This window comes from Lentzea sp. NPDC092896 (assembly GCF_044754905.1).
Lineage (GTDB): Bacteria > Actinomycetota > Actinomycetes > Mycobacteriales > Pseudonocardiaceae > Lentzea.
The window spans coordinates 23625-42729 of record NZ_JBIVPX010000011.1 but is presented as its reverse complement, the minus strand read 5'-3'; the positions used below and the strand labels follow the sequence as shown (position 1 = coordinate 42729).

Below are 19105 nucleotides of genomic sequence, written 5' to 3'. Positions count from 1 at the left end.
GCGACTGGTGCGCCACCTGACCAGTGTACGCAGTTCACAGCGGCAACCCAAATCGGGTCCGCTCAGGGCCGCTGCCGGGCTGCGCACCCCGTTCGAGCACGGGCCGCAGCCGCGCGATGTCGTTGATCTCGGACTCGTGCCTGCCGAGCACGGACTTCAACGTCCGCAGGCGCTGGGCCGCGGTCCTGGCCCCGTACGCGGTGTCGTCGGAACACCTCTGAGCTGCGTTGTTGAGCGCGGCGTCGCCGGATCCGATGCCGTAGCTCACCGGACTCGGCTCGCCTGGTTCGCGTTGGATGAACCCCGCACGGTCGAGGCAGTGCAGCAACGTCGCCGCGGTCGCCCGTGTCTCCGCGGCCTCCGGACCTGACTGGAGCAGGGCGTCCCACTCCCGCACGACGACGTCGTGCAGCACCGTGATGCGACTCACGGCGTCGACGTACTCCCACGACGCGGAGGCACGGACGCTGCCCCCGCAGCCGCCGTCGACCGGCGGCGGCGGGCTGATGAAGTTCGGGCGCCAAACGACGACGTCGGAGAACGGCGGTGAGCAGCCCTCGGTCGCCGCGATGGCATCGGCCAGGAAGATCCGGTCGGCGATCCGCTCCGCCGGCACGTCCTGGTAGGTGAAGTCGGTGGCCGGCTTAGAGGCAGCACAGCCTGCAAGTGGAATCAGAAGCGCGGACAGGACGAAACGGGTTACCCCCACAATGCCCCCAAGCATTGGACTCGTTCGTCACCACGACCGTATCGAGGCTGACAAACGAAATAACCCCGCTCACCGGGCAGGTGAGCGGGGTCATGTCCAAAACCGTTGGGGCGCTTAGCCTTCCTCGGGCGCGGTGAGCACCCAGGGACCGTCCTCGGTGATCGCGACGCTGTGCTCCCAGTGCGCGGCACGCGTGCCGTCGAGCGTGATGACGGTCCAGCCGTCCTCGAGCTCCTGGGAGTCGTCGGTGCCGAGCGTCAGCATCGGCTCGATCGCGATGGCCATGCCGACCTTGAGCCGCGGGCCCTTGCCCGGCTTGCCGAAGTTCGGCAGGAACGGCTCCATGTGCATCTTGGAACCGATGCCGTGGCCGCCGTAGTCCGCCACGACGCCGTACTCGATGCCGTCGCGCTCCCCCGACTCGATGGCCGAGGACTCGATGGCGAACGAGATGTCGGTGAGCCGGCCACCGGGCACCGCGGCCTCGATGCCCGCGAGCATCGACAGCCTGGTCGCCTCGGACAGCTTGTGGTCCGCGGGAGACAGCGTGCCGACGCCGACCGTCACGGCCGAGTCGCCGTGCCAGTCGTCGAGGATCGCACCGCAGTCGATGGAGATCAGATCCCCTTCGGCCAGCACCTGCGTCCTGCTCGGAATCCCGTGGACGATCTGCTCGTTCACCGACGCGCAGATGCTCGCCGGGAAGCCGTGGTAGCCCTTGAACGACGGGATGGCGCCGGCGTCGCGGATGGTCTGCTCGGCGATCTCGTCGAGCTCCCACGTGGAGACCCCGGGCTTCACCGCGTCGACGACGTTGCGCAACGCCCGTGCCACGACCAGGCCGGAGGCGCGCATGGCCTCCAGCTGGCCGGGGGTCTTGATCTCGATCTTGCTCATGCCTTCACTACCTGTTGCACCTGAAATGACGGAGCGGAGCCGGTCAAGCAGTCCACCTGTCACTTCTCGTCGCGCAACGAGCCGAGCGCGGCAAGCGCCCGCTCGCTGATCTCGTCGATCTCGCCGACCGCGTCGATGGAGATGACCTTCTCCGCGTAGTAGCTCAGCAGCGGCGCGGTCTCGTTGCGGTACACCTGCTGGCGGTGCCGGATGACTTCTTCCTTGTCGTCCGTGCGCCCGCGTGCGAGCAGCCGCTCCACCACGACGTCCTCGTCGACCCGGAACTCCAGCACCGCGTCGAGCGAGTGGTCGTCGACAGCGAGGAACTCGCCCAGCGTGTCGGCCTGGGCGACGTTGCGGGGGAACCCGTCGAGCAGGAACCCGTCCGCGGCGTCGGACTCGGCCAAGCGCTTGCGCACCATCTCGTTCGTGATGGAGTCCGGCACGAGAGCGCCCTCGTCGAGGATGCTCTGCACCTCCAGCCCGAGCTCGGTCTGGTTGCTGATGTGTGACCGGAAGAGGTCGCCCGTCGAGATGTGCGGCACGCCGAGCTTGCGGCTCAGAACTTCGGCCTGGGTGCCCTTGCCCGCACCGGGCGGGCCAACGAGAACGAGTCGCATCTAGCGGAGGAACCCTTCGTAATTGCGCTGCATGAGCTGGCTCTCGATCTGCTTCACGGTGTCGAGACCGACACCGACCATGATCAGAACCGCGGTGCCGCCGAACGGGAAGTTCTGGTTCTGGCCGTCACCGGTCAGGTCCAGGAACAGGTTCGGCAGGATCGCCACGATGCCGAGGTAGAGCGAACCGGGAAGCGTGATGCGGCCCAGCACGAACTTGAGGTACTCGGCGGTCGGGCGTCCAGGACGGATGCCGGGGATGAAGCCACCGAACTTCTTCATCTCGTCAGCGCGCTCGTCCGGGTTGAACGTGATGCCGACGTAGAAGTACGTGAAGAAGACGATCAGCAGGAAGTACGCGGCGATGTGCACCCAGCTCGACTGCTTGACCAGATAGGTCTGGACGAACGTGGAGAACCAGTTCGTCTCGGTCGAGGAGCCCTGGGTGAGACGCACGATCAGGTCCGGCAGGTAGAGCAGCGACGAGGCGAAGATGACCGGGATGACGCCGGCCTGGTTCACCTTGAGGGGGAGGTAGGTCGACGTGCCGCCGTACATGCGGCGACCGATCATGCGCTTGGCGTACTGCACCGGGATGCGACGCTGGGCCTGCTCGACGTAGATGACGCTCGCGATGATGATCAGCGCAGCCACGATCACGAGGGCGAACGTGAGCTTGTCCTTGTCGAGGATGTTCTTGCCCTCGGCCGGGATGCGGGCGGCGATACCGGTGAAGATCAGCAGCGACATGCCGTTGCCGATGCCCTTCTCGGTGATCAGCTCACCCAGCCACATGATGACCGAGGTACCGGCGGTCATGGTGATGACCAGCACGATGAGGGTGAAGATGCTGTCCTTGCCGGGAATGACGTCCTGGTCGCACTCACCGAACAGCTGCCCGCGCACCGCCAGCGCCACGAGACCGGTCGACTGCAGGATCGCCAGCCCGATCGTCAGGTACCGCGTGTACTGGGTCAGCTTGCCCTGACCAGCCTGTCCTTCCTTCTTCAACTGCTCGAACCGCGGGATGACCACGGTGAGCAGCTGGATGATGATGCTCGCGGTGATGTAGGGCATGATGCCCAGCGCGAACACGGACAGGTTCAGCAGCGCGCCACCGCTGAACAGGTTGATCAGCGAGTAGATGTTCTGACCTTCGAGCGCTTCAGCACACGCCCGCACGTTCTTGAAGGACACGCCCGGCGCGGGCATGGTCGCACCAAGCCGGTACACAATGATGATCCCGAGCGTGAACAGGATCTTCTTGCGTAGATCCGGCGTCGCGAGAGCCGAGCGGAATGCGCCGAGCACGCGAACCTCCTGAGCGTTGCCGACCCCCAGGGACCGGCACATGCGGTAGTTGGCAGGCCGAGTCAGGTAGCCACGACCAAGCAACCCGGAGGACATCCGGGTTCAGCAGGCAACACTAACAGCCCCCAACGAGCTGGTCGTACCCAGTGGCCAATCACAGGTTTCAACTCGTTGATCTCTGACCACACCACTAGGCCATCCGGGTCAGTTCCCGCTGCAAATCCGTGCTACGACCGGCTTTTACGCCGTCCGCGAACGTCCGCCGGCCCCTCGAAGTTCCCCCGAGAAATATCCGCAAAGCGAACCCCGCACCAAGCCCGAGGACGTCACCAACCGCCCGCGCTTGCACAGGGCCAGGCAACGAAACGACCCGCGCGGTGCCATCCGCCGCCCGCCAACGCAAGCCGACCCCGCGCGGCCCCCTTGGTGCCATCGCAACCGGCACCGCGCGGTGCCACCAGACGCCCAACAACGAAAGCAACCACGGACGAAGCCTGGCGGCGCGATGCCGAAGGCGAGCCGTGTGAACCTCTACCGCCTGGGTAGCGGTAAGCCCCGCTCATGGCGATTGGGGCTTGACCTTGAGGGGCTGGGTGCCACCCTGTCTGGGCTCGGCCGGGGCGCTTTAATCCCCGGCTTTGAGGCCGACTACGCGCCCAGCTAGAGGCTCAAGGTCAAGCCCCAATCGCAACCCCGCACTTCGTCACTGCCTGATGGACCACCCTCGCAAGGCGACGGAACGTCAGGAACGCGACCAACCCCGCTGGAACGGCAACGGCCCGCACGCAACAAGACCCGCACACGCAGCCCCACCGGACACGCCAAAGGGCCCCGAGGCAAAGCCTCAGGGCCCTTCAGACACGTTCTAAAACAAGAACGTCAGGACGCCACGGTGGAAGACCCACCAGCGGCGGCCAGCTTCTCCACAGCGGTCTTGGAGAACTTGTCAGCCGTGACGTCCAGCTTGACGCTGACGTCACCGTCACCCAGCACCTTGACGAGCGAGCCCTTGCGGACCAGCCCGGCCAGCACCAGCGCGGGAACGTCCACCGAGCCACCCTCCGGGAAGGAGGCAGCGATCGAGGAAACGTTCACGACCTGGTACTCGGTGCGGAACGGGTTCTTGAAGCCCTTGAGCTTCGGAAGCCGCATGTGCAGCGGCATCTGGCCACCTTCGAAGCGCGGCGAGACGTTCTTGCGAGCGCCCGTGCCCTTCGTACCGCGGCCGGCGGTCTTGCCCTTGGAGCCTTCACCACGACCAACGCGGGTCTTGGCGGTCTTGGCACCGGGGGCGGGACGCAGATCGTGGATCTTGATGGTCACGACTGGACCTCCTCAACAACCACCAGGTGGCGCACGGCGTTGATCAGGCCGAGAACCTGGGGGGTGTCCTCACGCACGACCGACTGACGGATCTTGCGCAGCCCGAGGGTGCGCATCGACTCGCGGTGGTTGTGCTTGGTACCGATGGTGCTCTTCACCTGGGTGATCTTGAGCTGAGCCATGATCACACCCCCTGACCCGCGCGAGCGCGGATCATGCCGGCGGGAGCGACGTCCTCGAGGGGCAGGCCACGACGGGCCGCGACCTCTTCGGGACGCTGCAGGCCCTTGAGGGCCGCCACGGTCGCGTGCACGATGTTGATCGCGTTGTCGGAGCCCAGGGACTTCGACAGCACGTCGTGCACGCCGGCGCACTCGAGGACGGCGCGGACAGCGCCACCCGCGATGACACCGGTACCGGCCGAGGCCGGACGCAGCAGGACCACACCAGCGGCCTTCTCACCCTGGATCGGGTGGGGGATGGTGCCGGCGATGCGAGGCACGCGGAAGAAGTTCTTCTTCGCTTCCTCGACACCCTTGGCGATGGCCGCGGGAACTTCCTTGGCCTTGCCGTAACCGACGCCGACCATGCCGTCGCCGTCACCCACCACGACGAGCGCGGTGAAGCTGAAACGACGACCACCCTTGACCACCTTGGAGACGCGGTTGATCGCAACCACGCGCTCGAGGTGGGGGGTCTTCTCCTGGGCCGCGCCGCCGCGGCCGCCGTCACGACGGTCGCGGCGCTCTCCGCGCTCGCCCCCGCCGCCTTCGCGACGCGTACGTCCTGGCATCAGGCGTCCCTCTCAATTCCGGTGATGATCATTGTCAGAACTCCAGCCCCGCCTCGCGAGCGGCGTCAGCCAGAGCCGCGATGCGGCCGTGGTACGCGTTGCCACCGCGGTCGAAAACGACCGCCGTGACGCCGGCGTCCTTGGCGCGGGCCGCGGCCAGCTGGCCGACCTTGGCCGCACGGGCCTTCTTGTCGCCGTCCAGGGCACGGACGTCGGCCTCCATGGAGGAAGCGGACGCGATCGTGTGGCCCTTGAGGTCGTCGATGATCTGCACGGTGATGTGCTTCGACGAACGGTGCACGGCCAGGCGCGGACGCTCGGCAGTTCCGTTGACCTTCTTGCGGAGGCGGAAGTGGCGACGGGCCTTCGCAACACGACGCCTGGTGGAGATGTCCTTGCCCACCGGCTTGCGCTTCGTAACAGTCGACTCGCTCATGTCACTTACCCGTCTTTCCGACCTTGCGACGGATCTTCTCGCCCGAGTAACGGACGCCCTTACCCTTGTACGGGTCGGGCTTGCGCAGCTTGCGGATGTTGGCGGCGACCTCACCGACCAGCTGCTTGTCGATACCCGAGACGGAGAACCGGGTCGGGGTCTCGACCGCGAAGGTGATGCCCGCGGGGGCCTCCACCTTGACGGGGTGCGAGTAACCGAGCGCGAACTCGAGCTCAGAGCCCTTGAGCGCGACGCGGTAACCGACGCCGTGGATTTCCATCTTCTTTTCGTAGCCCTGGGTCACGCCGACGACCATGTTGTGCACGAGCGTGCGCGACAGGCCGTGGAGCGCGCGGTTGCGGCGCTCGTCGTTCGGGCGCTTGACCTCGAGAGTGCCGTCTTCGGCCTTCTCGACGATGATCGGCTCAGCGAGCGTGAGCGTCAGGAGACCCTTGGGGCCCTTGATGCTGACGTCCTGGCCGGCGATGTTCACGTCGACCCCGGAGGGGACAATGATCGGCTGCTTACCGATGCGCGACATGTCTACTCCCCCTTACCAAACGTAGGCGAGGACTTCTCCGCCCACGCCTGCCTTGTTGGCCTGACGGTCGGTCATGAGACCGCCAGAGGTCGAAATGATCGCCACGCCGAGGCCACCGAGAACTCGGGGCAGGCCGGTGGACTTCGCGTACACGCGCAGACCGGGCTTGGACACGCGGCGGAGGCCGGCGATGCTGCGCTCACGGTTCGGGCCGTACTTCAGCTCGACGACCAAGTTCTTGGCCACCTCGCCGTCCTCGTCGCGGTACGAGGCGATGTAGCCCTCGCGCTTGAGGATCTCGGCGATGTTCGCCTTGATCTTGGAGTGCGGCATCACGACCTTGTCGTGGTAAGCCGAGTTCGCGTTCCGCAGACGAGTGAGCATGTCTGCGATGGGATCGGTCATCGTCATGGTGACCTGGTCAACCTTTCTCGCTGCGGTTCACCGGCTCAGGGTCCAGACCCGCCCTCCCCGTGAAGGGAGGGACAGGACGGTCGTGTGCGGGCCTACAGCGAAGTAATGGAGCTTTGAATTACCAGCTGGACTTGCTCACGCCAGGCAGCTCACCGCGGTGAGCCATCTCGCGCAGGCAGATCCGGCAAAGGCCGAACTTGCGGAACACCGCGTGAGGGCGGCCGCAACGCTGGCACCGGGTGTAACCCCGGACCTTGAACTTCGGCTTCTTCGCGGCCTTGTTGATCAACGCCTTCTTGGCCATCGACTCAGTTCTCCTTGAACGGGAAGCCCAGGTGCTTCAGCAGCGCCCGGCCCTCCTCGTCGTTCGTGGCGGTGGTGACGACGGTGATGTCCATGCCGCGAGGCCGGTCGATAGCGTCCGGGTCGATCTCGTGGAACATCGACTGCTCGTTCAGACCGAACGTGTAGTTGCCGTTGCCGTCGAACTGCTTGCCCGAGAGGCCGCGGAAGTCGCGGATACGGGGCAGCGCGATCGTCAGCAGACGGTCGAGGAACTCCCACATGCGGTCGCCGCGCAGCGTGACGCGCGCACCGATCGGCATGCCCTCACGCAGCTTGAACTGCGCGATGGACTTGCGGGCCCGACGAACCTCGGGACGCTGGCCGGTGATGATCGAGAGGTCCTTGACGGCACCCTCGATCAGCTTGCCGTCACGGGCGGCGTCGCCGACGCCCATGTTGACGACAACCTTCACAACGCGCGGGATCTGCATCACGTTGTCGAAGTTGAACTGCTTGTGCAGCTCGCCGGCGATCTCGGCGCGGTAACGCGTCTTGAGCCGCGGGATGATCTTCTCTGCGGTGGTCATGATCAGATGTCCTTCCCGTTACGACGGGAAATGCGGACCCGCTTGCCCTCGTCGTTCGTCCGGTAACCAACACGGGTCGGCTTGCCGTCCGCGTCGACCACCATCACGTTGGAGACGTTGATCGGAGCTTCCTGGGTCACGATGCCACCAGACTGCGCGCCCCGCTGGGTCTGCGTGATCTTGGTGTGCTTCTTGATCCGGTTGACGCCCTCGACCAGGACCTTGCCGTTCTCCGGGTAGGCCTGGATGACCTTGCCCTTCGCGCCCTTGTCCTTGCCGGCGATAACGACGACCGTGTCGCCCTTCTTCACCTTCATGGTCAGAGCACCTCCGGAGCCAGCGAGATGATCTTCATGAACTTCTTGTCGCGCAGCTCACGGCCGACCGGGCCGAAGATGCGGGTGCCGCGGGGCTCGTTGTCGTTCTTGATGAGCACGGCGGCGTTCTCGTCGAAGCGGATGTACGAGCCATCCGGACGGCGACGCTCCTTGACGGTGCGGACGATGACGGCCTTGACGACGTCACCCTTCTTCACACCGGCACCGGGGATCGCGTCCTTGACGGTCGCGACGATGATGTCGCCGATGCCCGCGTAGCGGCGGCCGGATCCACCGAGAACACGGATGCAAAGGATTTCCTTCGCACCAGTGTTGTCGGCGACACGAAGCCGCGACTCCTGCTGAATCACTTAACTTGCTCCTTGACCATTCCTGGCCCGCCGGATTTCCGACCCGACGGGCTCGGTCTGTCTAGAAAGGACTACTTGGCCTTCTCGAGGATCTCGACGAGCCGCCAGCGCTTGGTCGCCGACAGAGGCCGGGTCTCCATGAGCAGCACGCGGTCGCCGATGCCCGCCGCGTTCTCCTCGTCGTGCACCTTCACCTTGGTGGTGGAGCGCATGATCTTGGAGTAACGCGGGTGCTTCTTGCGGTCCTCGAGCGCCACGACGATCGTCTTGTCCATCTTGTCGGACACGACGAGGCCCTCGCGGACCTTGCGGTCGTTGCGCTTCTCGGTCTGGACTTCGTTGCTTTCGGTCATGCCGCACCCTCACCAGTGGAATCCGGCGAAACGGAGAGCCCGAGCTCCCGCTCCCGCATCACGGTGTAGATCCGGGCGATGTCATGCCGGACCGTGCGCAGCCGCCGGTTGTTGTCGAGCTGGCCCGTGGCCATCTGGAAGCGAAGGTTGAACAGCTCTTCCTTCGATTCCTTCAGACGCAGCACGAGCTCTTCCTCGGTGAGCTCACGCAGCTCGGAAGCGGTGGTACCCGCTGCCATCAGAACTCACCACCCTCACGCGTAACGATGCGGCACTTCATCGGGAGCTTGTGGATCGCGCGGCGGAGAGCCTCGCGAGCGACCTGCTCGTTCGGGAAGGCCATCTCGAAGAGGACGCGACCCGGCTTGACGTTGGCCACCCACCACTCCGGCGAACCCTTACCGGAACCCATGCGGGTCTCGGCCGGCTTCTTCGTCAGCGGACGGTCCGGGAAGATGTTGATCCAGACCTTGCCGCCACGACGGATGTGGCGCGTGATGGCGATACGAGCGGACTCGATCTGCCTGTTGGTGACGTACGCCGGCTCGAGAGCCTGGATGCCGTACTCACCGAAGGTGACCTTCGTGCCGCCCTTGGCAGCGCCCGACCGCTTGGGGTGGTGCTGCTTGCGGTGCTTGACCCTACGAGGGATGAGCATTACTCAGCTCTCCGTCTTCTCTGCAGCAGCCGGGGCCTCGGCCGACGCCGAAGCGTCAGCTGCGGCACGGCCGGCCTCGGTGCTCGTCGCGGTGGTGCCGCTGGCACCGGAGCGACGGGCCCGGTTCGGACGCTCGCCACGGTCGCGGCGCGGGGCGCGGTCGGCCTGAGCCGGGGCCGCGTCGAGCGCGCGCTTGGCCGAGATGCCACCGACGATGTCGCCCTTGTAGATCCACACCTTCACGCCGATACGGCCGAACGTGGTGCGGGCCTCGAAGAAGCCGTAGTCGATGTTCGCGCGGAGGGTGTGCAGCGGCACGCGGCCGTCGCGGTAGTGCTCCGAGCGGGACATCTCGGCGCCGCCGAGGCGACCGCCGCACTGCACGCGGATGCCCTTGACCTGCGGCGAACGCATGGCCGACTGAATGGCCTTGCGCATCGCGCGCCGGAAGGCGACGCGGTTGGACAGCTGCTCGGCGACACCCTGTGCCACGAGCTGCGCGTCCGACTCGGGGCTCTTGACCTCGAGGATGTTCAGCTGGACCTGCTTCTTGGTGAGCTTCTCCAGCTCACCGCGGATGCGGTCCGCCTCGGCACCACGACGACCGATGACGATGCCCGGCCGAGCGGTGTGGATGTCGACGCGCACCCGGTCACGGGTCCGCTCGATCTCCACCTTGGAGATGCCGGCACGCTCCATGCCCTTGCTGAGCAGGCGGCGGATCTTGACGTCCTCCGCCACGTACTCGGCGTACTGCTTGTCTGCGTACCAGCGGGACTTCCAGTCGGTGGTGATCCCCAGCCGGAAGCCGTGCGGGTTGATCTTCTGGCCCACTACCGCGTTCCCTTCACGCTGGTCTTCTTGGGACGAGACTCCACCTCGATGGTGATGTGGCTCGTCCGCTTGCGGATCCGGTACGCGCGGCCCTGGGCACGCGGGCGGAAACGCTTGAGGGTCGGACCCTCGTCCACGTAGGCCACCGACACCCAGAGGGTGGAGGGGTCCAGGGACAGGTTGTTCTCGGCGTTGGCCATGGCGCTGGCGAGCACCTTCGCGACCGGCTCAGAGGCGGCCTGGGGCGCGAACTGGAGCACGGCCAGGGCCTCGCTTGCGTTACGACCCTTGATGAGCTCGATGACGCGACGCACCTTCATGGGGGTGTCGCGAACGTAACGAGCCCGAGCCACGGCGCGCGGAAACTCCGCTGCCTCAGCGTCCTTACGGGCGTTCATCGCTGCTTTTCCCTTGCTCTTCTCAGTTCGGCGCCTAGCGGCGACGAGACTTCCGGTCGTCCTTGATGTGGCCCTTGAAGGTGCGGGTCGGGGCGAACTCGCCCAGCTTGTGCCCGACCATGGCCTCGGTCACGAACACCGGGACGTGCTTGCGACCGTCGTGCACCGCGATGGTGTGGCCGAGCATGTCCGGGATGATCGTGGACCGGCGGGACCACGTCTTGATGACGGTCTTCTTGCCCGCTTCGTTCTGAACGTCCACCTTCTTGAGCAGGTGGTCGTCGACGAAGGGACCCTTCTTAAGGCTGCGAGGCATCCTTCACTCCCTCCCTGCTCAGCGCTTCTTACCGGTGCGACGACGCCGGACGATGAGCTTGTCGCTTGGCTTACGGCGGCGGGTGCGACCCTCGGGCTTACCAGCCGGGTTCACCGGGTGGCGACCACCGGAGGTCTTACCCTCACCACCACCATGCGGGTGGTCAACGGGGTTCATGGCGACACCACGGACGGTGGGCTTCTTGCCCTTCCACCGCATGCGGCCTGCCTTGCCCCAGTTGATGTTCTGGTGCTCCTTGTTGCCGACCTCGCCGAGCGTGGCGCGGCAGCGCACGTCCACGTTGCGGATTTCGCCCGAGGGCATCCGCAGCTGGGCGTACGGTCCGTCCTTCGCCACGAGCTGAACCGAGGCGCCGGCGGAGCGGGCGATCTTCGCGCCGCCACCGGGGCGGAGCTCGATCGCGTGGATCACGGAACCGACCGGGATGTTGCGCAGCGGCAGGTTGTTACCCGGCTTGATGTCGGCCTTGGGGCCGTTCTCAACCGTGTCACCCTGCTTGAGCTTCTCCGGGGCGATGATGTAGCGCTTCTCGCCGTCCGCGTAGTGCAGGAGCGCGATGCGCGCGGTGCGGTTGGGGTCGTACTCGATGTGAGCGACCTTGGCCGGCACGCCGTCCTTGTCGTTGCGACGGAAGTCGATCAGGCGGTATGCCCGCTTGTGACCGCCGCCCTTGTGACGCGTGGTGATCTTGCCCGACGCGTTGCGCCCACCCAGCTTGTGCAGCGGGCGGATCAGCGACTTCTCCGGAGTCGACCGAGTGATCTCGGCGAAGTCGGAGACGCTCGCACCGCGACGACCAGGCGTCGTCGGCTTGTACTTGCGAATGCCCATCTCTACGCAGTCCTCGTCATCAGGCGGCAGGGCCGCCGAAGATCTCGATCGCCTTGCTGTCAGCCGACAACGTGACGATCGCGCGCTTCGTGTCCTTGCGCTTGCCGAAACCGCTCTTGGTCCGCTTGCGCTTGCCCTGGCGGTTGATGGTGTTGACGCTGACGACCTTGACGCCGAAGACCTTCTCCACGGCAATCTTGATCTGGGTCTTGTTCGAACCCGGCGCCACCAAGAAGGTGTACTTGTTCTCTTCGAGCAGCCCGTAGGACTTCTCCGAGATCACCGGCGCGAGCAAGATGTCCCTGTGGTCGGGGATCACTTGGAACCCTCCTCGTCCACGACGGTCGCCGTGGCCTCAGCCGAGCCAGAACCCTGCTGGGCCTTGCTGGCGAGGAACACGTCGAGCGAGTCCTTGGTGAACACCACGTCGTCGTTGACGAGCACGTCGTAGGTGTTGAGCTGGTCGGGCGCGATCACGTGCACGTGCTGAAGGTTCCGCACGCTGACCCACGCGACCTCGTCGGTGCGGTTGAGCACCACGAGAACGCGACGAGCCTGGGTGACCGACTCCAGGACCTTGCGCGCGGTCTTGGTCGACGGGGTGTCCCCGTCCACCAGGCCGGACACGACGTGGACCTGGTTGGCGCGAGCCCGGTCGGAGAGGGCGCCACGCAGAGCGGCGGCCTTCATCTTCTTGGGCGTCCGCTGCGAGTAGTCGCGCGGCTGCGGGCCGTGGACGACGCCACCGCCGGCGAACTGCGGCGCACGCGTCGAACCCTGGCGGGCACGACCGGTGCCCTTCTGGCGGTACGGCTTCTTGCCGCCACCACGAACCTCGCCGCGGGTCTTCGTCGAGTGCGTGCCCTGGCGAGCCGCGGCCTGCTGGGCCACGACGACCTGGTGCAGCAGAGCGACGTTCGCCTGCGCGTCGAAAACGGAGGCAGGCAGCTCGACCGAACCGGCCGACTTGCCATCCGGGGTGCGGATCTCAACCGTCGACATCAGGCACCGCCCTTCGCAGCAGTCTTGACGAACACCAGACCGCCCTTGGGACCGGGAACCGCGCCCTTGATGAGCAGCAGGCCGTTCTCAACGTCGATCTTGTGCACCTTCAGGTTCTGGGTCGTCACACGCTCGTGGCCCATGCGGCCAGCCATGCGCAGACCCTTGAAGACGCGACCAGGCGTGGCACAGCCACCGATGGAACCCGGCGAGCGGTGCTTGCGCTGGGTGCCGTGGCTGGAGCCGAGGCCCTTGAAGTTGTGGCGCTTCATGACACCCGCGGTGCCCTTGCCCTTGCTGGTGCCGGTGATGTCGACAACAGCGCCGGCCTCGAACACCTCAGCGGTGATCTCCTGGCCGACCGTGTACTCGCTGGCGTCCGCCGTGCGCAGCTCCACCAGGTGGCGACGGGGCGTGACCCCGGCCTTGGCGAAGTGCCCAGCAACGGGTTTGTTGACCTTGCGCGGGTCAATCGCGCCGGCCGCCAGCTGGACGGCGGTGTAGCCGTCCTTCTCTTCGGTGCGTACCTGGGTCACGACATTGGGCTCAGCCTTGACGACCGTCACCGGGACAACCCGGTTGTTCTCGTCGAAGACCTGAGTCATGCCGAGCTTGGTGCCCAGGATGCCCTTCATCTGCCTGTCAGACATTGGTCCGTTACTCTCCGCGCCCAACGCTTACTGGATGTTGACGTCGACGCTGGCCGGCAGGTCGATGCGCATGAGCGCGTCAACCGTCTTCGGCGTCGGGTCGAGGATGTCGATCAGCCGCTTGTGCGTGCGCATCTCGAAGTGCTCGCGCGAGTCCTTGTACTTGTGCGGCGAGCGGATGACGCAGTACACGTTCTTCTCAGTGGGCAGCGGCACGGGCCCGACAACCCGAGCGCCGGTGCGCGTCACGGTCTCAACGATCTTGCGCGCAGACGCGTCGATCGCCTCGTGGTCGTAGGCCTTGAGCCGGATGCGGATCTTTTGTCCCGCCATAATGGCTTGCCGTTCCTCTGCTTCTCGTAACCGCTGCGGTGCGGTGCCTCGGATGAGGCCTTTTACAGCCTCTTGGCGCGCTCCGCCCCTGTTGAAGTGTCATGGTGCCCGGTCCACGCGGTCGGGCGTGTCGCGCCCGGTGCGCATACCGGTCCCACTCAAGGTCTCCCCGGTGGGATTGGGCCTACCACAGCCCATGCACCCTGATGCCCATCTCCGCAAGGAGGCGTTCACTAACAGGGCGCGGACGCTCAATCGAAAACGCGGGCACGCATGACGCGAGTCCGGCCTTCATCGAGCAACCCGTAAAGGATGCCACACGGAAGCGAGGCGATCCAAATCGGGGTGGGTGACTTGGACCCAGATCACGTGCGGATCTTGGCCGGTGAGCCGCTGTCCTCCGTCGCATGTGGAGCGACGGGCGCGCCGGTTCCATTGTCCGGCAACAGAATCTCGGCGACGGCTCTTCACCCGCGCGTCGGCGACAGTTCCACGTGAGCTGTCGCACAATTTCCTCTGAACGACGAAAGCCGGGCCAACGAAGATCGTTGGCCCGGCTTCACGCCGAACTGGTGCTGCTAGGTCACTTGATGATCTTGGTGACCGAGCCGGCGCCGACGGTGCGGCCACCCTCGCGGATCGCGAAGCGGAGGCCCTCGTCCATGGCGATCGGCTGGATGAGCTTGACGTCCATACCGGTGGTGTCACCCGGCATGACCATCTCGGTGCCCTCGGGCAGCGTCACAACGCCGGTCACGTCCGTCGTCCGGAAGTAGAACTGGGGACGGTAGTTGTTGAAGAACGGCGTGTGGCGGCCACCCTCGTCCTTCGACAGGATGTAGACCTGCGCGGTGAACTCGGTGTGCGGGGTCGTGGTGCCCGGCTTGACGATGACCATGCCGCGCTCCACCTCCTCGCGCTTGATGCCACGGAGCAGCAGCGCGGCGTTGTCGCCGGCGCGGCCCTCGTCGAGGAACTTCTTGAACATCTCGATCGAGGTGACGGTCGTCTTCTTCGACGTCTCCTTGATACCAACGATCTCGATTTCCGAGTTCACGTTGATGATGCCGCGCTCGATACGACCGGTCACCACGGTGCCGCGGCCGGTGATCGTGAAGACGTCCTCGACGGGCATGAGGAACGGCTTCTCGGTGTCGCGCTCCGGCTCCGGGATCGCCGTGTCAACGGCGGCCATGAGCTCGAGAACGGACTTGCCCCAGGTCTCGTCGCCCTCCAGCGCCTTCAGCGCCGAAACGCGCACGACCGGGAGGTCGTCGCCCGGGAACTCGTACTCGGAGAGCAGCTCGCGGACCTCGAGCTCGACGAGCTCCAGGATCTCCTCGTCGTCCACCATGTCGGCCTTGTTCAGGGCGACAACGATGTAGGGAACGCCGACCTGGCGGGCCAGGAGGACGTGCTCCTTCGTCTGCGGCATCGGACCGTCGGTCGCCGCGACCACCAGGATGGCGCCGTCCATCTGCGCCGCACCGGTGATCATGTTCTTGATGTAGTCGGCGTGACCGGGGCAGTCAACGTGCGCGTAGTGACGGTTCTCCGTCTGGTACTCGATGTGCGCGATCGAGATCGTGATGCCGCGCTGCTTCTCTTCCGGCGCCTTGTCGATCTGGTCGAACGCGAAAGAGGCGTTCACATCGGGGTACGCGTCGTGCAGAACCTTGGAGATCGCCGCGGTCAGCGTGGTCTTGCCATGGTCGATGTGACCGATGGTGCCGATGTTGACGTGCGGCTTCGTCCGCTCGAACTTCGCCTTGGCCACTGGATTGTCCTCCTGGACTTCTTTTTGCTGGTCCGGCGGGCATCTGTGGCCACCCGCCGGACTTACACGTCAGGGTCTGAAAGTAGCGGACCCCAGGGAGAGACCCCCGGAGAGCCCGCGGTGGAACTGCGGTGCTCCGGTGGGGAATTACTCCCCGGTCGCCTTCGCGATGATCTCCTTCGAGACGTTCGCGGGAACCTCTGCGTAGGAGTCGAACACCATCGAGTAGTTGGCACGACCCTGGGTCTTGGACCGCAGGTCACCCACGTACCCGAACATTTCCGACAGCGGAACCAGTGCCTTGACGACACGGATGCCGCTGCGCTCCTCCATGGCCTGGATCTGGCCACGGCGGGAGTTCAGGTCGCCGATCACGTCGCCCATGTACTCCTCGGGCGTCGTGACCTCGACGGCCATCAGAGGCTCGAGGATCGCGGGAGACGCCTGACGGGCGGCTTCCTTGAGGGCCATCGAACCAGCGATCTTGAACGCCATTTCCGAGGAGTCGACCTCGTGGTAGGCGCCGTCGAGCAGCGTCACCTTCACGCCGACCAGCGGGTAACCCGCCAGCACGCCGTACTGCAGCGCGTCCTGCGCACCCGCGTCGACCGACGGGATGTACTCGCGAGGGATGCGACCACCGGTGACGGCGTTGACGAACTCGTAGAGCGCGCCGTCTTCCTTCTTCTCCAGCGGCTCGACGGTGACGAGCACCTTCGCGAACTGGCCGGAGCCACCGGTCTGCTTCTTGTGGGTGTAGGAGTACTTCTCCACCGCCTTGCGGATGGTCTCCCGGTACGCCACCTGAGGCTTGCCGATGTTGGCCTCGACCTTGAACTCGCGGCGCATGCGGTCCACCAGGATGTCCAGGTGGAGCTCGCCCATGCCGGCGATGATGGTCTGGCCGGTCTCCTGGTCGAGGTTGACCCGGAACGTCGGGTCCTCCTCGGCCAGCTTCTGGATCGCGGTGCCGAGCTTCTCCTGGTCCGCCTTCGTCTTGGGCTCGATGGCCACCTGGATGACGGGCTCGGGGAAGGTCATCGACTCGAGCACGATGGGGTGCTGCGGGTCGCACAAGGTCTCACCGGTCGTGGTGTCCTTGAGACCGATCACGGCGTAGATGTGGCCCGCGATGGCCTCGGTGACCGGGTTCTCCTTGTTGGCGTGCATCTGGAAGATCTTCCCGATGCGCTCCTTGCGGTCCTTGGTCGCGTTGACGACCTGGGTGCCCGCGGCGACCTTGCCCGAGTAGACCCGGATGTAGGTCAGCTTGCCGAAGAACGGGTGCACAGCGATCTTGAACGCCAGCGCGGAGAACGGCTCGTCCGTGGACGGGCTGCGCTTCACGATGGTCTCGCCGTCCTGCAGCGTGCCCTCGACCGGCGGGAGGTCGAGCGGCGACGGCAGGTAGTCGATGACCGCGTCGAGCATGGGCTGAACGCCCTTGTTCTTGAACGCGGAGCCGCACAGGATCGGGTACGCGGTACCCGCGGCGACGATCTTGCGGAGGCCGGCCTTGATCTCCTCGACCGACAGATCGCCGTTCTCGAAGAACTTCTCGGTCAGGTCGTCGTCGGTCTCGGCGACGGCCTCGAGCAGCTGCTCGCGGAACTCCTGCGCCTTCTCGAGCAGATCCGCGGGGATCTCCTCGATCGCGTAGTCCTCGCCCTTCTGGACTTCGCCGCGCCACGTGAGGGCACGCATCTCGATCAGGTCGACGACGCCGATGAAGTCGCTCTCGGCACCGATCGGGATCTGGAGCGGCAGCGGCTTGGCGGCCAGCCGGTCCTGGATCGTCTTGATCGTGAAGTAGAAGTCCGCGCCGAGCTTGTCCATCTTGTTGACGAAGCAGATGCGCGGGACGTCGTACTTGGTCGCCTGCCGCCAGACCTGCTCGGACTGCGGCTCGACGCCCTCCTTGCCGTCGAAGACGGCGACGGCGCCGTCGAGGACGCGCAGGTTGCGCTCGACCTCGACGGTGAAGTCGACGTGGCCGGGCGTGTCGATCAGGTTGATCTGGTGGTTCTTCCAGTAGCAGGTCGTCGCGGCCGACGTGATCGTGATGCCGCGCTCCTGCTCCTGCTCCATCCAGTCCATCACGGCCGCGCCGTCGTGAACCTCGCCGATCTTGTAGCTGATCCCCGTGTAGAAGAGGATCCGCTCAGTCGTCGTGGTCTTGCCCGCGTCGATGTGCGCCATGATCCCGATGTTGCGGACCATGGAGAGATCAGTGAGCACGTCCTGTGCCACGGGTCTTTCCCCTGTCTTGAGCTTGTGAGCTCACTAGGGCTGGGAGCGCCCGGCTCCTGGTGAAGCCGGGCGGCACATCACCAGCGGTAGTGGGCGAAGGCCTTGTTGGACTCGGCCATCTTGTGCGTGTCCTCACGGCGCTTGACGCTCGCACCGAGGCCGTTGCTCGCATCGAGCAGCTCGTTCATCAGACGCTCGACCATGGTCTTCTCACGGCGCTGCCGGGAGAAGGTGATCAGCCAGCGCAGCGCCAGCGTGGTGGAGCGGCCGGGCTTGACCTCGATCGGCACCTGGTAGGTCGCACCACCGACGCGGCGGCTCTTGACCTCCAGCGACGGCTTCACGTTGTCCAGCGCGCGCTTCAGCGTGACGACCGGGTCGGTGCCGGTCTTCTCGCGAGCGCCCTCGAGGGCTTCGTAAACGATCTTCTCGGCCACCGAGCGCTTACCGTCGACCAGCACCTTGTTGATGAGCTGGGTCACGAGGGGCGAGCTGTAGACCGGGTCAGAGATAAGCGGCCGCTTCGGGGCCGGTCCCTTGCGGGGCATTAGCTCTTCTCCTTCTTCGCGCCGTAGCGGCTGCGAGCCTGCTTGCGGTTCTTGACACCCTGCGTGTCGAGAGAGCCACGGATGATCTTGTAACGAACACCCGGCAGGTCCTTCACACGACCACCGCGGACGAGCACCATCGAGTGCTCCTGGAGGTTGTGACCCTCACCGGGGATGTAGGCCGTGACCTCGATGCCGCTGGTCAGCTTCACGCGAGCGACCTTGCGCAGTGCGGAGTTCGGCTTCTTGGGGGTGGTGGTGTAAACGCGGGTGCACACACCGCGCCGCTGCGGCGAGCCCTTGAGGGCCGCCGTCTTCTGCTTGGCCACCTTGTCCTGGCGGCCCTTGCGGACCAGCTGCTGGATCGTTGGCATTCGCCGGCTACTTCTTCCGTCTTTGTGGGTTTCCCTTGCGGTTCACCCACGTTGTTTCTTGATCCCTCTCTGCACCCGAGGTCGGGCGTGTCGCCCGCTCCCCAGGTCCGCAAGCAACAGTTCAACTGCCACTGCGAGTGGAGGACACCGCTGCCT

29 protein-coding genes are annotated in these 19105 nt (G+C 65.6%); all 29 read right to left on the bottom strand.

The genetic code is table 11. The annotated features are described in order from the left end of the window. Nucleotides 1-34: 34 nt before the first annotated feature. The 29 genes from ACIQF0_RS39265 to rpsL all read right to left on the bottom strand — a co-directional run bounded on the left by ACIQF0_RS39265 (nucleotide 35) and on the right by rpsL (nucleotide 18949). Nucleotides 35-616, bottom strand: a complete 582-nt coding sequence (locus ACIQF0_RS39265) for a hypothetical protein (protein WP_401038642.1) — start codon at nucleotides 614-616, stop codon at nucleotides 35-37. A 207-nt stretch (nucleotides 617-823) separates the two neighbouring features. Continuing rightward, the gene (gene map / locus ACIQF0_RS39260; protein ID WP_360049064.1) at nucleotides 824-1606 is read right to left on the bottom strand and encodes a type I methionyl aminopeptidase; all 783 of its coding nucleotides are present in this window, start codon (nucleotides 1604-1606) and stop codon (nucleotides 824-826) included. Nucleotides 1607-1665: 59 nt separating this feature from the next. After that, a complete protein-coding gene (locus tag ACIQF0_RS39255) occupies nucleotides 1666-2226 on the bottom strand; it encodes an adenylate kinase (protein WP_330272342.1) in 561 nt (186 codons plus the stop codon). Then, on the bottom strand, nucleotides 2227-3537 hold the full coding sequence (gene secY / locus ACIQF0_RS39250; protein WP_360049060.1) for a preprotein translocase subunit SecY: 1311 nt from the start codon (nucleotides 3535-3537) through the stop codon (nucleotides 2227-2229). Nucleotides 3538-4416: 879 nt separating this feature from the next. After that, nucleotides 4417-4860 (bottom strand): 50S ribosomal protein L15, encoded by a 444-nt coding sequence (rplO, locus tag ACIQF0_RS39245; RefSeq protein ID WP_030478314.1) that lies wholly within the window; start codon nucleotides 4858-4860, stop codon nucleotides 4417-4419. Further along, the gene (gene rpmD, locus ACIQF0_RS39240; RefSeq protein WP_030478313.1) at nucleotides 4857-5042 is read right to left on the bottom strand and encodes a 50S ribosomal protein L30; all 186 of its coding nucleotides are present in this window, start codon (nucleotides 5040-5042) and stop codon (nucleotides 4857-4859) included. The genes rplO and rpmD overlap by 4 nt, the downstream gene beginning before the upstream one ends. Nucleotides 5043-5044: 2 nt before the next feature. Then, nucleotides 5045-5653 carry a 30S ribosomal protein S5 gene (gene rpsE, locus ACIQF0_RS39235; RefSeq protein ID WP_053733140.1) on the bottom strand — a complete coding sequence of 203 codons (609 nt, stop codon included), beginning with the start codon at nucleotides 5651-5653 and terminating at the stop codon, nucleotides 5045-5047. A 34-nt stretch (nucleotides 5654-5687) separates the two neighbouring features. After that, nucleotides 5688-6089, bottom strand: coding sequence for a 50S ribosomal protein L18 (gene rplR / locus ACIQF0_RS39230; RefSeq protein WP_090015388.1), 402 nt, complete (start codon nucleotides 6087-6089; stop codon nucleotides 5688-5690). A 1-nt stretch (nucleotide 6090) separates the two neighbouring features. Continuing rightward, a complete protein-coding gene (gene rplF, locus ACIQF0_RS39225) occupies nucleotides 6091-6630 on the bottom strand; it encodes a 50S ribosomal protein L6 (RefSeq protein ID WP_045309814.1) in 540 nt (179 codons plus the stop codon). Between the two features lie 12 nt (nucleotides 6631-6642). Next, a complete protein-coding gene (rpsH, locus tag ACIQF0_RS39220; RefSeq protein ID WP_030478309.1) occupies nucleotides 6643-7041 on the bottom strand; it encodes a 30S ribosomal protein S8 in 399 nt (132 codons plus the stop codon). Between the two features lie 121 nt (nucleotides 7042-7162). After that, nucleotides 7163-7348, bottom strand: coding sequence for a type Z 30S ribosomal protein S14 (locus ACIQF0_RS39215; protein ID WP_030473455.1), 186 nt, complete (start codon nucleotides 7346-7348; stop codon nucleotides 7163-7165). Between the two features lie 4 nt (nucleotides 7349-7352). Further along, nucleotides 7353-7916, bottom strand: a complete 564-nt coding sequence (gene rplE / locus ACIQF0_RS39210) for a 50S ribosomal protein L5 (RefSeq protein WP_360049056.1) — start codon at nucleotides 7914-7916, stop codon at nucleotides 7353-7355. Nucleotides 7917-7918: 2 nt separating this feature from the next. Beyond that, a complete protein-coding gene (gene rplX / locus ACIQF0_RS39205; protein ID WP_360049054.1) occupies nucleotides 7919-8233 on the bottom strand; it encodes a 50S ribosomal protein L24 in 315 nt (104 codons plus the stop codon). 2 nt (nucleotides 8234-8235) lie between these two features. Further along, nucleotides 8236-8604, bottom strand: coding sequence for a 50S ribosomal protein L14 (rplN, locus tag ACIQF0_RS39200; RefSeq protein WP_030478306.1), 369 nt, complete (start codon nucleotides 8602-8604; stop codon nucleotides 8236-8238). Between the two features lie 71 nt (nucleotides 8605-8675). Next, nucleotides 8676-8957 (bottom strand): 30S ribosomal protein S17, encoded by a 282-nt coding sequence (gene rpsQ / locus ACIQF0_RS39195; protein ID WP_065915974.1) that lies wholly within the window; start codon nucleotides 8955-8957, stop codon nucleotides 8676-8678. Continuing rightward, nucleotides 8954-9196, bottom strand: a complete 243-nt coding sequence (rpmC, locus tag ACIQF0_RS39190; protein WP_089915286.1) for a 50S ribosomal protein L29 — start codon at nucleotides 9194-9196, stop codon at nucleotides 8954-8956. The genes rpsQ and rpmC overlap by 4 nt, the downstream gene beginning before the upstream one ends. Beyond that, complete coding sequence (rplP, locus tag ACIQF0_RS39185; RefSeq protein WP_030473461.1) at nucleotides 9196-9615, bottom strand: 50S ribosomal protein L16; 420 nt, start codon at nucleotides 9613-9615, stop codon at nucleotides 9196-9198. Before rplP ends, rpmC begins: the two co-directional genes overlap by 1 nt. Nucleotides 9616-9618: 3 nt before the next feature. Continuing rightward, a complete protein-coding gene (rpsC, locus tag ACIQF0_RS39180) occupies nucleotides 9619-10449 on the bottom strand; it encodes a 30S ribosomal protein S3 (RefSeq protein ID WP_319976918.1) in 831 nt (276 codons plus the stop codon). Beyond that, nucleotides 10449-10847: a 50S ribosomal protein L22 gene (gene rplV, locus ACIQF0_RS39175; protein WP_360049052.1), complete on the bottom strand. Its 399-nt coding sequence runs from the start codon at nucleotides 10845-10847 to the stop codon at nucleotides 10449-10451. Before rplV ends, rpsC begins: the two co-directional genes overlap by 1 nt. Nucleotides 10848-10881: 34 nt before the next feature. Next, a complete protein-coding gene (rpsS, locus tag ACIQF0_RS39170) occupies nucleotides 10882-11163 on the bottom strand; it encodes a 30S ribosomal protein S19 (protein ID WP_030478300.1) in 282 nt (93 codons plus the stop codon). Nucleotides 11164-11181: 18 nt separating this feature from the next. Beyond that, the gene (gene rplB, locus ACIQF0_RS39165) at nucleotides 11182-12015 is read right to left on the bottom strand and encodes a 50S ribosomal protein L2 (RefSeq protein ID WP_089949047.1); all 834 of its coding nucleotides are present in this window, start codon (nucleotides 12013-12015) and stop codon (nucleotides 11182-11184) included. 19 nt (nucleotides 12016-12034) lie between these two features. Continuing rightward, on the bottom strand, nucleotides 12035-12334 hold the full coding sequence (gene rplW, locus ACIQF0_RS39160; protein WP_045309807.1) for a 50S ribosomal protein L23: 300 nt from the start codon (nucleotides 12332-12334) through the stop codon (nucleotides 12035-12037). After that, nucleotides 12331-13017 carry a 50S ribosomal protein L4 gene (rplD, locus tag ACIQF0_RS39155; RefSeq protein WP_360049049.1) on the bottom strand — a complete coding sequence of 229 codons (687 nt, stop codon included), beginning with the start codon at nucleotides 13015-13017 and terminating at the stop codon, nucleotides 12331-12333. The genes rplW and rplD overlap by 4 nt, the downstream gene beginning before the upstream one ends. Beyond that, a complete protein-coding gene (rplC, locus tag ACIQF0_RS39150; protein WP_093591178.1) occupies nucleotides 13017-13667 on the bottom strand; it encodes a 50S ribosomal protein L3 in 651 nt (216 codons plus the stop codon). Before rplC ends, rplD begins: the two co-directional genes overlap by 1 nt. Nucleotides 13668-13694: 27 nt before the next feature. Next, on the bottom strand, nucleotides 13695-14000 hold the full coding sequence (gene rpsJ, locus ACIQF0_RS39145; protein WP_003938093.1) for a 30S ribosomal protein S10: 306 nt from the start codon (nucleotides 13998-14000) through the stop codon (nucleotides 13695-13697). Nucleotides 14001-14583: 583 nt separating this feature from the next. Beyond that, nucleotides 14584-15777, bottom strand: a complete 1194-nt coding sequence (gene tuf / locus ACIQF0_RS39140; protein WP_319976916.1) for an elongation factor Tu — start codon at nucleotides 15775-15777, stop codon at nucleotides 14584-14586. Nucleotides 15778-15924: 147 nt separating this feature from the next. Beyond that, nucleotides 15925-18027 (bottom strand): elongation factor G, encoded by a 2103-nt coding sequence (gene fusA / locus ACIQF0_RS39135; protein ID WP_360049047.1) that lies wholly within the window; start codon nucleotides 18025-18027, stop codon nucleotides 15925-15927. Nucleotides 18028-18104: 77 nt separating this feature from the next. Beyond that, nucleotides 18105-18575 (bottom strand): 30S ribosomal protein S7, encoded by a 471-nt coding sequence (rpsG, locus tag ACIQF0_RS39130; RefSeq protein ID WP_030478293.1) that lies wholly within the window; start codon nucleotides 18573-18575, stop codon nucleotides 18105-18107. Further along, entirely contained in the window at nucleotides 18575-18949 is a 375-nt protein-coding gene (rpsL, locus tag ACIQF0_RS39125) for a 30S ribosomal protein S12 (protein WP_030473471.1), read from the bottom strand. Before rpsL ends, rpsG begins: the two co-directional genes overlap by 1 nt. Nucleotides 18950-19105: the final 156 nt, after the last annotated feature.